We start from the raw sequence: 15,200 nt of genomic DNA on the forward strand, positions 1-15,200 counted from the left end.
TTAATGAGATGAAACTGCCAATCGTTGCGTACGGAGATCCGGTCTTGAGAAAAAAGACAATAGAGATAGATGAAGATTACCCGGAGATCAAAGAGCTGATCGCCAATATGTATGATACCATGTATGCGGCACATGGAGTCGGTCTGGCAGCGCCTCAGATCGGTCTGCCGATCAGGGTATTTGTGATAGATGCATCTCCATTTGCAGAGGATGATGATGAAGATAAGTCACTGAAAGATTTCAAAAAGGTATTTATTAACCCGATCATCGTAGAAGAAACAGGAGAGAAATGGGGATTTAATGAAGGTTGTCTGAGTATTCCGGATATCAATGAAGAGGTGTTCCGCCCTGCTAATGTTGTCATTAATTATCTGGATGAGAATTTTGAAGAGCATGAAATCGAACTTTCTGGTCTGGCTGCGCGTATTGTTCAGCACGAATACGACCATTTGGAAGGAAAACTTTTTACGGATAAACTGGGTCCTTTGAAAAAGGCGATGCTTAAAGGAAAACTGGATGCAATATCTAAAGGACTGATCAGAGTCGGATATAAAATGAAATTTCCGTTTGAAAAGAAAAAACGTTAAGGAGCAGATCCTTAACGTTTTTTGTATTCGCCTACTGCAGGCAGAAAAAGCCGGTATTTGATAGATACTATACGGACAACAAATACAACTGCTGCGCCAATAAATGCACACCACGAATTATTGAGTCCCGTATTGCGCAGCAGGATAAAAGTAATAGCCCCCGCCAGACAGGCTGTAGCATAGATTTCTTTTCGGAATATGAGCGGAGTCTCGTTCATCAGCGTATCACGTATCACTCCTCCCAGAACGGCAGTAAACATACCAAATACAACTGCTGCTATGGTACTGCTGTCATAGATCAGGGATTTTTGCACACCGACAATGGTGAAAAAACCGATACCTATGGCATCAAATAATGAAAGGGTACGTGCATATTTGTCCAGTCGCTCATTTGCAAGGAGAGCGATGCTAACCCCAATCAAAATGGCCACAAGGTAGTTTCCGTCATTGACCCATACAGGGCGCAGATTGAGAAAAATATCCCGGAGTGATCCGCCACCTATAGCGGTAACAAACCCCAGAAAAGTGGCACCAAACATATCGATGTTCTTTCTGTTGGCTGCCATTGCTCCGGATATAGCAAAAAACATCGTTCCGACCAGGTCACTGTAATATATGTAGTTGGCGTCTGTCATCTGAAAAATTTGAATTCAATAATAAACAAATTTGCGTAGCTATGTAAGGAAGAAGTTTATTTTTTAACAGCACTATCAAGATTTATACCTACTCGCATTGCTCTCAGCCCTTCCACTCCCTGCACTTCCTCCAAATCCAATTCCTCAATACCCGGCAACAGTAGATGGGTCGCCTGCAAAGATTGTATGCTTTCACGCAATTCTGAGGCCATTTCCTGAGAAAAATATACAATTGCAATTTTATCCGGTTGTGTAAGACGTTCGAGTGTATGCCTGATCCGTATTTTGTCTATCCGTTTTTTAATAATCTGGTACCGGATATTGTATGATCCCTCCACATCAAATCTTCGCTCATCACTACGGAAGCTGATGTCAATATTGGTGGGGTTAACAAAAATAAGCTGTGTCGTCTGCAGCGGTATTTTTAATTGGGGTTGCATATGATGCACTAAAATCCCGACCCTGGCCATAGTGATAAGTTGCTGAAGACGAAATATCCGGATGATCTGCGGATCAAAAGGTTGTAACGGGGTAATGGATTCGCCGACAAAGATATCATACTCGATGCCGTCTGTTCTGAACTTCTCAAAGTAAGAAGGATAGTTCCCCTGTACAAACGCATTAAGAACATCGAGTTCCTGACTAATAACAGCATTAAGCTGCTGCAAGGAAATCTCAAATTCATTCTGAAAGCAATCGTTGTGTATCTCATTGCAACTTATCTGATTTTCGTAAGATGAGATAAGCGCATCTGTTTCGGCATTATGATGCCTGACCTCCTCAAAAAACTGATTAAGATCTTTTCTGAAAAACTCTACAATCTTAAGGAGTGCCTCATCAAAGGGCATAATGGAAAATAACTTACCGGATTGTCGCATCTTATCCATAAATGCGCTGACGACAGGCGAATCATCAATATTCTGAATCTTTAGAAGGAGTTCTTCCAGTTGCTGATGCTGCAGATTAAAATCACGCTGTACCGCCTTGCTTCTCAGAACAGAAGAATCTCTGACATCTATAGCACCGTATAAAGGATACACATCCCTGAAATATATGTCTTGTATTTTTGAATTCGGGACATTTGCCGCAAGATCTCCAAGATATTTAGCAGCAACCTGATTAAATTTCCACTGTACTGCGGGTTGCAAGGCTGTAAATTGTTCTGTGATCACTTTGTCAAGCCTGTTCTTGAATTCCAGAGAGAGATCAAAAGACAACTGAGAAAGCAGTGTCGCTATATGACGAAGTCTGGGCAGGATACTTTTATCCAGCATTTTTCCATTGGTAGAATAGATTTCCAGTACACCAGAGAGCGTATTGTTGTAATATAGTGGCAGACCTAAATACGAATTTATCCCTATCTGTTGAAGTGCATTGGTGAGCATAGATTCGGAATCTATCATGCCATCCACCAGATTATATACAATGGAAAAGGGGGAATGCAGATATTCGTAGATAAAATTAGGACTCTCCTCCCTGAAGGTATTCTGTAGCTGCCCGAACAATACACTTTTATGCGTGAAGTCAGAATTGACCACAGGCGAACCATTAAGATGGAAAAGAGGGAACAGACTGAATTGTACTTCAGAAACGCCAAGAAGTATTTTAATAAACTGATCCAGCTTTTGAAAATAATGATTTGTCTCGTAAAGAGACAAGTTGGTCATCATAGACTTGATATGCTGTGTGACGCGTTCTGCAGTGACATCCTGAAAAGTCAAAAGCGTGAATCCCGAAAACTCAAATTTAGTAATATCAAGCACCTTGCTGAGCTGAGACCAGTCCGTGTTTGCTGGATTTCGCTGTTCTTTTAACTGTGTGTAGTCTATGGGAGGCAGGTCGCCTTGCACCTGAATATCTACAAAAGTGTAATCTGTAATCAGATCATAATAGCTGTTTACCGTTCCGTCCTGATTCTTTAATGTGTACAGGATCTTATCTTTTTCGGTATTCGGGAATCCGTAGAATCGCTGTAAGACCAATGCATACAGATGGCGGATCTGGGGATCTATCTCGGGGACAATAAAAGCCGTTTCGGATATATCTTCCTCTTTCAGATTTCTGTCCAGAAAGGAATAAAGTGCATCCGTACCATAAGTGACCGTTTTGCTGACCGGAAGTCCGATTCCCCAAAGAGTATCCTGATTGTTAGCCATCAGGGATACGGTCAGGTTGTAAATCAGATGAAAAACCTCATCATATGCGGTCATATTATCCAGCGCCAGCTTCCCGTGTTTGTGCTCTACTTCTCTGATTCTTTTTAACGCAAATTCAGGAAGAAGGCGTTTGTGCGGATCAGAAGTCTGGACGATATTATCCAGATAATTGAAAAAAGGTTCGCAGGAGAGTTCTTCTTTAAGAACCGGCCAGTAACCGGCTTCTTCCCTGTGTATATCTTTTAAATACGATTGCATAATCTTTCCTTAATATTTAGAAACGGAAACCCATTGAAAAATAGGGATACCAGCCTTCTGTGGAGTGGGCCATGACAAACTGCAAAGCCAGCATCTTAGCCAAAATGTAATAAGCACCACCACCAACGCCCTGATGCATAGAAGAATCTGTGGTATTTTCAGACCAGACCTTACCAATATCATAAAGACCCAGTACTCCAATTTCACCGGGAGCAATATAACTGTTAATATGATGTACACGAATCCGTGCTTCAAGATTATTATAAAAATACTGGTCTCCGGCAAACCGGTATTGGCGATATCCTCGCAGATTACCCTGCCCTCCAAGGAACAGTGACTGATAAAAGGCCGGTTTTCCAACATTGGAACCAGCACCTGTTCTGTTGGCAAGTACTATAGCTTTCTGTAAAAAACTTTTGTATACACCCATCTCGGCAGTCAGTTGTGCATAGGATCTGGAATATTTATTCAGGCCTGTATATCCGGAGAGAGAGGCAGAAAAATATCCTCCTTCTGTAGGGTTTAAATGATTGTTGCGATTGTCCTTCATAAAATGCGCTGCAAGGCCTATAAAAGTCTTGTCATTGGAGACCGTAAGGCTGTCATAGGAATGAAGAGCATTGGAAGTAAGAATAAACCGGTCTTTGTTTTCTTCCGGATTCATATGATAGGCCTGAAAAGAAGGGCCAATGCTGTAGGTTACAGTAGGACTGGGATTCCACAGTAAATGCGAATTTACTTCAAACAGATTAAAACGTGCTCTGTAATATCTGCTGCCATAGGTGTCTTCATGAAATTCGGAATTATTACCCATCCCGAAAAAATTCTGGCTGTTGTCCGGAGCTTTGGCATTTGCTTCAACCACCAGGTCTGCTTTGCCAAATACTTCTTTCCATTGACCACGATATTTGATACGGTAAGCTCCGGTGCGGATCGCTCCTCCTATTCCGAATTCCTGAGTGTTGGCAAACGGAGTTTTGCGAAAGCCTCGCTGCTGTGTGTATTTAAATCCTGCTCCCAGAAATATCCCGTCATCAGCATTATATCCTGCAGTCAGTAAAGGAAGCCAGGTATTATATAAATTTACGGGAACAAAATCCACATTCGCAGAATCTTTAGTGCTTTTTACATGCAGACGGTCAATATTACCGGAGAAATGTGAAGAAGCACTGTTATCGTATAGTCTGATCGTTTTGTTGGAATGTTGTATCACGTACGCTTTGGGATCATAGCTGCCTATAATCCGGAGTTTGATGTCCGTATTGGAAGTATTGACAAAAACGGAATCCGTACCTTTACCTAAATATACCCGTACTTCTCTGGTCATCTCCGGTGAGAATATTTTGTCCATTAGCAATTTAGTCTCTTCGCCTTCTTTATTGATTTTGGTTATCTTAATGCTTAATGCATTATCCGGAGCATCTTCAATCCTTACTTTCTCATTTTTATCGCTCAGATGTACATCAACGATATTATTTACAAAGCGGTAATATTTATCCATAGCTGCAGGCATAGCATCTCTGCGGGACTTCAGATCATGCAATATCGCTTTCCCTCGGATATCGATAGAAGACTGGGGCAACCTGCTGACACTCTCCGCTAATACCTCATCTGTAAGTTGTTCAGAAAATTTATGCGCTTCCTTCATCCATTCTTCGTAAGACAGTTGTGCCTGCGGATGCGCATTGAGAAAACGGGACTTGATCATTGAATATTGAATTCTGGGAATTTTGGGCCCGAATCCTTGCATAGTCGGCATAATAAAAGGCTGATAGATGTTGGATGTAATAAATCCCTGTGTAACACGCAAGGCCTGATCCCGATCCCGGGGAACGGAAACATAGTCCCTATCTTTATCTTTTTTGCCTTTGTTTACATCATACCACCTCCATTGATCTTCATGTCTGTCCCAGTCATTAATCAGGACATCCAGCATTCTTGCTCTTAGAAATGTTTTGGCTTTAAATTTATTGTCATTGTCATTTTGCAGCTTTTGCATCATCTTAATGCTGTTGTCAGAGTCGCCCAAAGGCTCCCGCTCTTCCAGCAAGGCGACTTCATTTGCAAATAAAAGGTTATAAGCTCCCAAAGCGGTATCCGGAGCAACTACACCGATAACAGGATTGGCGACAGGGACATCTATTGCTTTTGCCAGAGGAGGTATCATTAATGCGGAATAGGGATGCTGTGCACTGTTTGCATCATCCAGAACATTCTGTACAAAAGTGTGATGCAGTTCTTCCGGAATCAAAGATTCTGTGCGTTTATTAACCGAACGAAGAGCCCACTCTTTGCCCTGTGCATCTTCCAGACGAAGGGATATAGATTGCATTCCTCCGCCCCTTTTCGTAGGTTTTAATCCACCATGTAGTTCGGACATGCGTAATACAGGCAGTTTAGTTTCAGCTGCCCATTCTTTTCTGTAATTTTCACCCAAAAAGAAACGCTGCAGGGTATTCGCCTCATCATATTTCGGATTGACCCGTACGGTGACGCTATCCCGTCCGGCAGTCATATTGTGTAAAGAGTCTACTATAATATTTATATCCTTGTAAGGCTTAGTATATGTATATGCCTCTTTTATTTCATTTTTATCATAGACGTAATACGTCATCTTTATATTTCTGTCTTCAAGCTGGTCCAGAATTACAAAGCCTCCTTTTTCTCCCTTGTACAAAAGGTGCTTTCCTTTATGAATGTGTGATGCACGTGATCCGGCTCCGCTGACAACCTGTGTAATGTTTTTATCCTGAATGAGTTGAAGCCCGTGGTCGTGTCCGGAGACATAAATTGTATTTGGAAACCGTTTAAATACAGAAGTCACCTCTGTAATAAGGTCTGTATATTCAGGATGCGGCTTATCCTCCGGGCTTTGAAATACTGTAGAACGAAGAAGCGGATAGAGTGAGCCGACAACAGGCAGCGGAATGTAGAGATTTTTCCAGCCTTCCGTAAGCGGGAAGAGGTGTTGTTTTACCGAAAAGTATCCGCCATGTGGTCCGTAGGTCCGCATGGGGTGATGAGAGGCAACTATGATGGTTTTATAACGGTTTTCATATAACAGTTCGTCAAGCTGTTGCAGAAAAACAGTTTTGGAATCACACTCACAATCGATGTCTGCAGATGACTTCTTGTGCGGAAATAACCAGTATTCACTGTCATACGCGATAATAACCAGATTTTCAGAGACCGGAATCTCTACCGGACCGGGACATCCATTGGCAGGCAGCACCTTTAATAATGAATCTTGCTGATCCGCTATAAAGCTCCATTGTGCCCTTATTTTTGCAAGTCCGTCTTTACCCATATTATCCCAATCGTGATTTCCGGGAATAAAATAAACCGGACTTCCCGCCCGCCTTAAGGGAGAAAATTGGGCGGATAAAATTTCCCGGGTCACCTTTTCTTTTGGATGTCCGGGTAAAGCCATACCGGTAGGATAAATATTATCTCCGAGATAGAGCGTTGTGGTTTTGCCCGGAATAATGAGCTCCGTCGCTTTAGTAATCAATGTCGTCTGCTGCGGATTGATTTCTCCGGCATCTCCGATCAGAATCAAACGGCTGCGGATCTGTGCATCCTGAGCAAAAGCCGGCCCGGCCAACAGAAGGAACAAAAAAAGCGATTGAAATTTCATTATTTAAACAGTTTAAATTTATATAATATCGCTTTGTCTTTATTGCCGGCCTCATTGCTGATATACAAGTTATCATCCGTATCAAATGCAATACCTTCCGGCTGTGTATGCTGTTTGCGGCTTAAAAGAAAAACAGACTTTATATTCCATTTGTCATCTGTTATGACCAACGCTTTATCAACTGATGAAAGAATATACCATTCATTTGTTGAGACCCGCTTTGTTAAAGCCGACGGTTTGAATGTTTTAGAGAAACTGCTGTCAAATTGTTTTAACTGGTTAATATTTAGAGTGAATCCTCCGTTCGCTTCTAAATCTCCGGTCTCATTTATTTTGAAAATATAGCCGGACGTTTGTGCTTTCTTTTTGTCAGCGGAACAGGATTTACACAACGCAAACACCAGCTGGCGCACAGTGTCAGTGGCAAGGCCTTCATATTCTCCCTTCGGTAGAATGTCCTTAAAGGTTTTGACCTGCTGAATATTGTTTTTCTCGGATATGGGGAATGTATATAATGTACCGTTACTCTTTAGAATAATAAAATGACTTTTGCTGACCGCTAAATCTTCATAATCACCATCTTTTTCAAAAGGGACAGAAGAGAGCTGTTTGTTTATAAGGTTATAGGAGTACAATAAACCCTTTTCGTCCTGAATGGCATAAATCCACTCCTTATTATCCGGTAAGAAGGTAATTCCGGAAATTTCCTGCAATTCGTCGGGCAATTCCGTTGGCTGTCCCTTATCCAGTTGATAAGGAATAGTTTTATCAGTTGCAGGTGTCGCAGTTTCTTTTGTTTTGGTAGTATTGGCTTTCTGAGAGCAGGCCTGAAAAGCATAGGAGCTTAAAGAGAGCGCCAGGGATAATATAAAGACGGGGCGATTCATAGGAGTCATTTTAAACGAATGATTATATACTTACGGAAATCAGAAAAGATATAGAAGAAAGGATCAAACCCAGCATAAATATTGCATATGCAATACGTAGCAGCTTGTATTTTCTTCCCAGAACCACACCTTGTGCATATACATCTTTTGTCAGCATCCCATATAAGAATTCGCTGTCATCCATCACCCGGTTCATTCCTTCCTTATATTCCTCCAGTTTCATTTTGTAAAAATTGCCGAAAAACAGCAGGTTCACTGTTTTTTTGTTGATCTCTTCCTGTGTGAATACTCCCGGCGGTACCTTCGGGATAGTAGACAATATTGCGACCACCATTGTGGATACACTGAAGGACAAAAGCATTATAGTAGGAATAACCAGATGTTCGTTGCTATCAAGCTTTCTTAATAATACTGCTATGACCATAGAAAGAATAATGGAATTAACAGTCAATAGAATATTCGCTTTATTATCAGCCATATCACTCAAGCGTTGATTATTGGATGATGTAATCCGAAACATGGTTTCTATTCCGCGTTCGGGTTTCTTTTGCCGTTCCTCATTCTTTTTAGAGAAATTATCTTCGGTAAGCTCCTTTCCTTCTTTCTTCTCTTTATCCAATAATATTTTCAGATTTTTCTCTTTCTCCTTATTCAGCTTCTCTCTGGCATAATCAGTATGATAGTGATGCTGCTGCATAAGTGCTATTGTTTGCTTTCTCCACTCTTCCTTGCCAATCTTCTTCTCTCCTACTGTTTCTGCTTCTTTACGCATAAGTTTATTGCGTGTCTCAAAATTCTCACCGCCTAAATGAAACAGATCGGCATCACATAATATCTGCTCTAGTAGATTAGTTGGCTGCTGCGGCATCCGGGTTGCCATAATACAGCCGACTACCTGGTCCTGAATATGCTTATCGACCCCTTCCTCTTCAAGAAATGTCCGTGCGAGTTGTGCACCCCTGCCTTCATGTTGCTTTGCTCCGCCATGGAAGTAGCCAAGATCATGGAAATAAGCCGCACATAAGACAATAAACAGATCTTCTTTATTCAGCGCATAATGATGTGCGATCTCAGTAGTAGCATTGACTACCTCTGAAGTATGGGAATCATTATGAAAGCATAGCTCGGCAATTTTATGTTGCTTTATAAAGTCTGAAACATAGGCTTGCACTTTTTGGAGGATCAGGTCGTATTCCATTTTAATAACCGTTAAGTATTATAAACAAATATATCTACATCTACAGAAACTCGTAGCACATCCTGTTTGTTTTTAGTGGAAATATATGTTTTTTGATTCCCTGCTGACTTTTACAGGTGATTTCAGAATGCCTTGTGAAATTATCTTGTATATTTTCAGGCAGTTATGTTTTGTTTTAGAAATAAGGTTAAAAAAGGTTTGGAAGTAATGTGATTAAAGTTCTACCTTTGCACCACTCCGCAAGGGAGGGATAGTTGTTTCGGAAGGGATGACTACTGAAAAAAGGAGGTTTAGAATAACGGGAGGGCATATTTTTTGTAAAAAAGATTTGTGCAATTCAAAAAAGATTTCTACCTTTGCCATCCCTTACGGGGGTTAAGCCGAGCGGTTTCTCATAGCGATCAGGAGGTGAAAAAAGGAAAGAAAGAACCAGAAAATATTTTCACAAATATTTTGGAGTTTTAAAAAAGATTTCTACCTTTGCAGTCCCTTCAGAAACGAAGGAAAAAACAAGATCAAAACAGGCGCAATGCCTTGTTGAAATAGAAGCGGAAACGAGAGTGGAAGCGCGAAGTTCTTTAAAGAAATAATCATGTAGCGTAACGAGTAGTTGATAAGTCAGCGAAAGTTAACAAAAAATCAACCAAGTCAATTCAGGTTAGAAATTAAAAAGACAATTCTAATTATTTTTATTGATAAATAGTTAGGTGTCGAACAATTCATTATTACAATGGAGAGTTTGATCCTGGCTCAGGATGAACGCTAGCGGCAGGCCTAATACATGCAAGTCGAACGAGATTATCCAGCTTGCTGGATATGAAAGTGGCGCACGGGTGCGTAACGCGTGAGCAACCTACCTCTGTCAGGGGGATAGCCCGGCGAAAGTCGGATTAACACCGCATGACATTATTGATGTGGCATCACATTATAATCAAATATTTATAGGACAGAGATGGGCTCGCGTGACATTAGCTAGTTGGAGAGGTAACGGCTCACCAAGGCAACGATGTCTAGGGGCTCTGAGAGGAGAATCCCCCACACTGGTACTGAGACACGGACCAGACTCCTACGGGAGGCAGCAGTAAGGAATATTGGTCAATGGAGGGAACTCTGAACCAGCCATGCCGCGTGCAGGATGACTGCCCTATGGGTTGTAAACTGCTTTTGTCGGGGAATAAACCTACGTTTGTAAACGTAGCTGAATGTACCCGAAGAATAAGGATCGGCTAACTCCGTGCCAGCAGCCGCGGTAATACGGAGGATCCAAGCGTTATCCGGATTTATTGGGTTTAAAGGGTGCGTAGGCGGTTCTTTAAGTCAGAGGTGAAAGACGGCAGCTTAACTGTCGCAGTGCCTTTGATACTGAAGAACTTGAATTAGGTTGAGGAATGCGGAATGAGACAAGTAGCGGTGAAATGCATAGATATGTCTCAGAACCCCGATTGCGAAGGCAGCATTCCAAGCCTTTATTGACGCTGATGCACGAAAGCGTGGGGATCGAACAGGATTAGATACCCTGGTAGTCCACGCCCTAAACGATGATAACTCGATGTTGGCGATAGACAGTCAGCGTCCCAGCGAAAGCGTTAAGTTATCCACCTGGGGAGTACGCCCGCAAGGGTGAAACTCAAAGGAATTGACGGGGGCCCGCACAAGCGGAGGAGCATGTGGTTTAATTCGATGATACGCGAGGAACCTTACCCGGGCTTGAAAGTTAGTGAATGATCCAGAGACGGATCAGTCCTTCGGGACACGAAACTAGGTGCTGCATGGCTGTCGTCAGCTCGTGCCGTGAGGTGTTGGGTTAAGTCCCGCAACGAGCGCAACCCCTATGTTTAGTTGCCAGCATGTCATGATGGGGACTCTAAACAGACTGCCTGCGCAAGCAGAGAGGAAGGTGGGGACGACGTCAAGTCATCATGGCCCTTACGTCCGGGGCTACACACGTGCTACAATGGTCGGTACAGCGGGCAGCTACACAGTAATGTGATGCCAATCTCTGAAAGCCGATCACAGTTCGGATTGAGGTCTGCAACTCGACCTCATGAAGTTGGATTCGCTAGTAATCGCGTATCAGCAATGACGCGGTGAATACGTTCCCGGGCCTTGTACACACCGCCCGTCAAGCCATGAAAGTTGGGGGTGCCTAAAGCATGTAACCGCAAGGAGCGTGTTAGGGCAAAACCGATAATTGGGGCTAAGTCGTAACAAGGTAGCCGTACCGGAAGGTGCGGCTGGAATACCTCCTTTCTAGAGTACTTGAATTGGTGCTCGTTACGTATACACATGATTAAAAAAGACATTAAGAAGAAAGTACCCATCCCAATAAGAAGGAATGGAGTTACCGAGAGAGATTAAGAAAAAGCTAGTCCCGTAGCTCAGTTGGTTAGAGCACTACACTGATAATGTAGGGGTCAGCAGTTCAAATCTGCTCGGGACTACCACACAAGCCGGGGAATTAGCTCAGCTGGCTAGAGCATCTGCCTTGCACGCAGAGGGTCAACGGTTCGACTCCGTTATTCTCCACCAGAGAAAAGTGTTATCGAAGGATAGCACGATAAATTTCTTAACGAGTTCTTTGACATATTGAAAGAAAAAAATTACAAGAGAAGACAACAGTAGAGACGTTTTCCATTAACTTGGAAGACATAATACAAGCATCACCATAGTAGCAAAAGGGCTATGCGTGAGAAGAAAGTAAATAAGGGCACACGGGGGATGCCTAGGCTCTCAGAGGCGAAGAAGGACGTGATAAGCTGCGATAAGCATCGGGGATTGGCAAATGCGACTAGATCCGATGATTTCCGAATGGGGCAACCTAACATACTGAAGGTATGTTGTATAATACGCGAACGCGCTGAACTGAAACATCTAAGTAGGCGTAGGAGAAGAAAATAATAATGATTTCCCAAGTAGTGGCGAGCGAACGGGAAAGAGCCCAAACCATAATTGTTACGGCAATTATGGGGTTGTAGGACCACGATATTGTATTGACCGTATGAAGTAGAAGCAGATGGGAAGCTGCACGATAGGGGTGATAGTCCCGTATACGTAAAGAGGGTCAGCATAGTGGTATCCTGAGTACCGCGGGGTCGGAGACGCCCTGTGGGAATCCGGCGGCACCATCCGCCAAGGCTAAATACTCCTGAGAGACCGATAGTGAACCAGTACCGTGAGGGAAAGGTGAAAAGAACCCCGAACAGGGGAGTGAAAAGAACCTGAAACCGTGTGCTTACAAGCGGTTGGAGCGGAGTGATTCCGTGACAGCGTGCCTTTTGCATAATGAGCCTACGAGTTACTCTTGTCTGGCAAGGTTAAGTGGTTCAGCCACGTATCCGAAGCGAAAGCGAGTCTTAATAGGGCGCATAGTCAGATGAGGTAGACGCGAAACCTTGTGATCTACCCTTGGGCAGGTTGAAGTTGCAGTAACATGTAATGGAGGACCGAACCGATAAACGTTGAAAAGTTTCCGGATGACCTGAGGGTAGGGGTGAAAGGCTAATCAAACTGGGAAATAGCTCGTACTCCCCGAAATGTTTTTAGGAACAGCGTGAGAGTTTAGTTTGATAGAGGTAGAGCTACCGATTGGGTGCGGGGGAGTCAAATCCTACCAAATCCAGACGAACTCCGAATGCTATCAAATATATCTTGCAGTGAGGCTTTGGGTGCTAAGGTCCAAGGCCGAGAGGGAAAGAACCCAGACCATCAGCTAAGGTCCCCAAATATACACTAAGTTGAACTAACGAGGTCCGGTTGCCCAGACAGCTAGGATGTTGGCTTGGAAGCAGCCATTCATTTAAAGAGTGCGTAACAGCTCACTAGTCGAGCGGCCGGGCGTGGATAATAAACGGGCATCAAGTGTATTACCGAAGCTATGGATTATATACAATAGTATATACTGGTAGGGGAGCATTCTATAGGGGGTGAATCGTCATGGTAATGTGGCGTGGACCTTATAGAAAAGCAAATGTAGGCATAAGTAACGATAAGGCAGGTGGGAAACCTGCCCACCGAAAGACTAAGGTTTCCTGATCAACGCTAATCGGATCAGGGTTAGTCGGGGCCTAAGGCACACCCGAAGGGGGATAGCCGATGGACAACTGGTTAATATTCCAGTACTTTTTATAACTGCGATGTGGTGACGGAGTAGTGACACTGCCGCGAACTGACGGAATAGTTCGTTAAAAGGCGTAGGTATTAGAGATGTAGGCAAATCCGCATTTCTAGCTGAACCCCAATAGTACAGCAAAGCTTCGGTGGCGCTGATAGAGCAGGTAAACAGACTTCCAAGAAAACCCGCTAAGCTTCAGGTTATAAAAACCCGTACCGTAAACCGACACAGGTAGTCGAGGAGAGAATCCTAAGGTGCTCGAGTGAATCATGGCTAAGGAACTCGGCAAAATGGCCCTGTAACTTCGGGAGAAGGGGCGCTTCCTCACGAGAGTGAGAAGCCGCAGTGAAAAGGCCCAGGCGACTGTTTAACAAAAACATATGGCTTTGCAAAATCGCAAGATGAGGTATAAGGCCTGACACCTGCCCGGTGCTGGAAGGTTAAGAGGGGATGTCATCGCAAGAGAAGCATTGAATCGAAGCCCCAGTAAACGGCGGCCGTAACTATAACGGTCCTAAGGTAGCGAAATTCCTTGTCGGGTAAGTTCCGACCTGCACGAATGGTGTAACGATCTGGGCGCTGTCTCAGCCATGAGCTCGGTGAAATTGTGGTATCGGTGAAGACGCCGGTTACCCGCAACGGGACGGAAAGACCCCATGCACCTTCACTATAGCTTAACATTGGAATTGGGTACAGGATGTGTAGGATAGGCGGGAGATGTTGAAGCGGCTTCGCCAGGAGTCGTGGAATCAACCTTGAAATACCGCCCTTTCTGTATTCGGTTTCTAACTCGATTACGTCGAGGACATTGTTTGGTGGGTAGTTTGACTGGGGTGGTCGCCTCCAAAAAGGTAACGGAGGCTTTCAAAGGTAAGCTCAGTACGCTTGGTAACCGTACGAGGAGTGCAATGGCATAAGCTTGCTTGACTGTGAGACCGACAAGTCGAACAGGGTCGAAAGACGGACATAGTGATCCGGTGGTTCTGTATGGAAGGGCCATCGCTCAAAGGATAAAAGGTACGCTGGGGATAACAGGCTGATCTCCCCCAAGAGCTCATATCGACGGGGAGGTTTGGCACCTCGATGTCGGCTCGTCACATCCTGGGGCTGGAGAAGGTCCCAAGGGTTGGGCTGTTCGCCCATTAAAGTGGCACGCGAGCTGGGTTCAGAACGTCGCGAGACAGTTCGGTCCCTATCTGTTGTGGGCGTTGGAAGTTTGAGTGGATCTGATCTTAGTACGAGAGGACCGGATTGGACAGACCGCTGGTGAACCTGTTATGCCGCCAGGTGTACGGCAGGGTAGCTACGTCTGGAATAGATAAGCGCTGAAAGCATCTAAGTGCGAAACTAGCCACGAGATGAGACTTCCTTATAGGGTCGTAGAAGATGACTACGTTGATAGGTTGTAGGTGTAAAGGTAGAAATACCATAGCCGAGCAATACTAATAGCCCGAAGCTTTCTCAAGCAGATAACACTGTTGTCTTCCTCTTTAATTATTTCTTTCAATAGTATGTCATTGATGATGATCTTTACTAATGCGAATTAGAAAGAGTATTATCAAAAAAAGCATTCAGGTGCCTATATCGGCGGTGTCTACCTCTTCCCATTCCGAACAGAGCAGTCAAGCCCGCCAGAGCCGATGGTATTGCCGTAACAGGTGGGAGAGTAGGTCGGTGCCTTTTTTTATACGAAAGCCCTTTCTGGAAACAGATAAGGGCTTTTTTGTTTTC

6 protein-coding genes, 2 tRNA genes and 3 rRNA genes are annotated in these 15,200 nt (G+C 43.8%); 6 read left to right on the forward strand and 5 right to left on the reverse strand.

Annotation, left to right across the window (positions count from 1 at the left end):
- Window positions 1–8: 8 nt before the first annotated feature.
- Window positions 9–587 (forward strand): peptide deformylase, encoded by a 579-nt coding sequence (gene def, locus HMPREF0766_RS20565; protein ID WP_003001746.1) that lies wholly within the window; start codon window positions 9–11, stop codon window positions 585–587.
- 11 nt (window positions 588–598) lie between these two features.
- Here the strand turns inward: def and HMPREF0766_RS20570 are convergent, their stop codons facing one another.
- From HMPREF0766_RS20570 to HMPREF0766_RS20590, 5 genes are read right to left on the reverse strand one after another with little or no spacing between them, the layout of a single operon-like run.
- The gene (locus tag HMPREF0766_RS20570) at window positions 599–1,222 is read right to left on the reverse strand and encodes a trimeric intracellular cation channel family protein (protein WP_003001750.1); all 624 of its coding nucleotides are present in this window, start codon (window positions 1,220–1,222) and stop codon (window positions 599–601) included.
- Between the two features lie 56 nt (window positions 1,223–1,278).
- Window positions 1,279–3,636 carry a GAF domain-containing protein gene (locus tag HMPREF0766_RS20575; protein WP_003001753.1) on the reverse strand — a complete coding sequence of 786 codons (2,358 nt, stop codon included), beginning with the start codon at window positions 3,634–3,636 and terminating at the stop codon, window positions 1,279–1,281.
- Window positions 3,637–3,652: 16 nt separating this feature from the next.
- Window positions 3,653–7,273, reverse strand: a complete 3,621-nt coding sequence (locus tag HMPREF0766_RS20580) for a BamA/TamA family outer membrane protein (protein WP_003001756.1) — start codon at window positions 7,271–7,273, stop codon at window positions 3,653–3,655.
- Entirely contained in the window at window positions 7,273–8,160 is an 888-nt protein-coding gene (locus tag HMPREF0766_RS20585) for an SdiA-regulated domain-containing protein (protein WP_115388733.1), read from the reverse strand. Before HMPREF0766_RS20585 ends, HMPREF0766_RS20580 begins: the two co-directional genes overlap by 1 nt.
- Window positions 8,161–8,182: 22 nt before the next feature.
- Window positions 8,183–9,358 (reverse strand): Pycsar system effector family protein, encoded by a 1,176-nt coding sequence (locus HMPREF0766_RS20590; RefSeq protein WP_003001764.1) that lies wholly within the window; start codon window positions 9,356–9,358, stop codon window positions 8,183–8,185.
- Window positions 9,359–10,085: 727 nt separating this feature from the next.
- Between HMPREF0766_RS20590 and HMPREF0766_RS20595 the strand changes: the two genes are divergently transcribed.
- From HMPREF0766_RS20595 to rrf, 5 genes are all read left to right on the forward strand, one after another.
- Window positions 10,086–11,608 (forward strand): 16S ribosomal RNA (locus tag HMPREF0766_RS20595).
- A 117-nt stretch (window positions 11,609–11,725) separates the two neighbouring features.
- Window positions 11,726–11,802 (forward strand) — tRNA-Ile (locus HMPREF0766_RS20600).
- An 8-nt stretch (window positions 11,803–11,810) separates the two neighbouring features.
- A tRNA-Ala gene (locus HMPREF0766_RS20605) sits at window positions 11,811–11,887 on the forward strand.
- Window positions 11,888–12,049: 162 nt separating this feature from the next.
- Window positions 12,050–14,934 (forward strand): 23S ribosomal RNA (locus HMPREF0766_RS20610).
- A 106-nt stretch (window positions 14,935–15,040) separates the two neighbouring features.
- Window positions 15,041–15,152: ribosomal RNA gene (rrf, locus tag HMPREF0766_RS20615) — 5S ribosomal RNA — on the forward strand.
- Together the 16S, 23S and 5S rRNA genes with 2 tRNA genes alongside form the textbook arrangement of a ribosomal RNA operon.
- Window positions 15,153–15,200 lie beyond the last annotated feature (48 nt).

Origin of the sequence: Sphingobacterium spiritivorum ATCC 33861 (genome assembly GCF_000143765.1) — a bacterium.
GTDB lineage: Bacteria > Bacteroidota > Bacteroidia > Sphingobacteriales > Sphingobacteriaceae > Sphingobacterium > Sphingobacterium spiritivorum.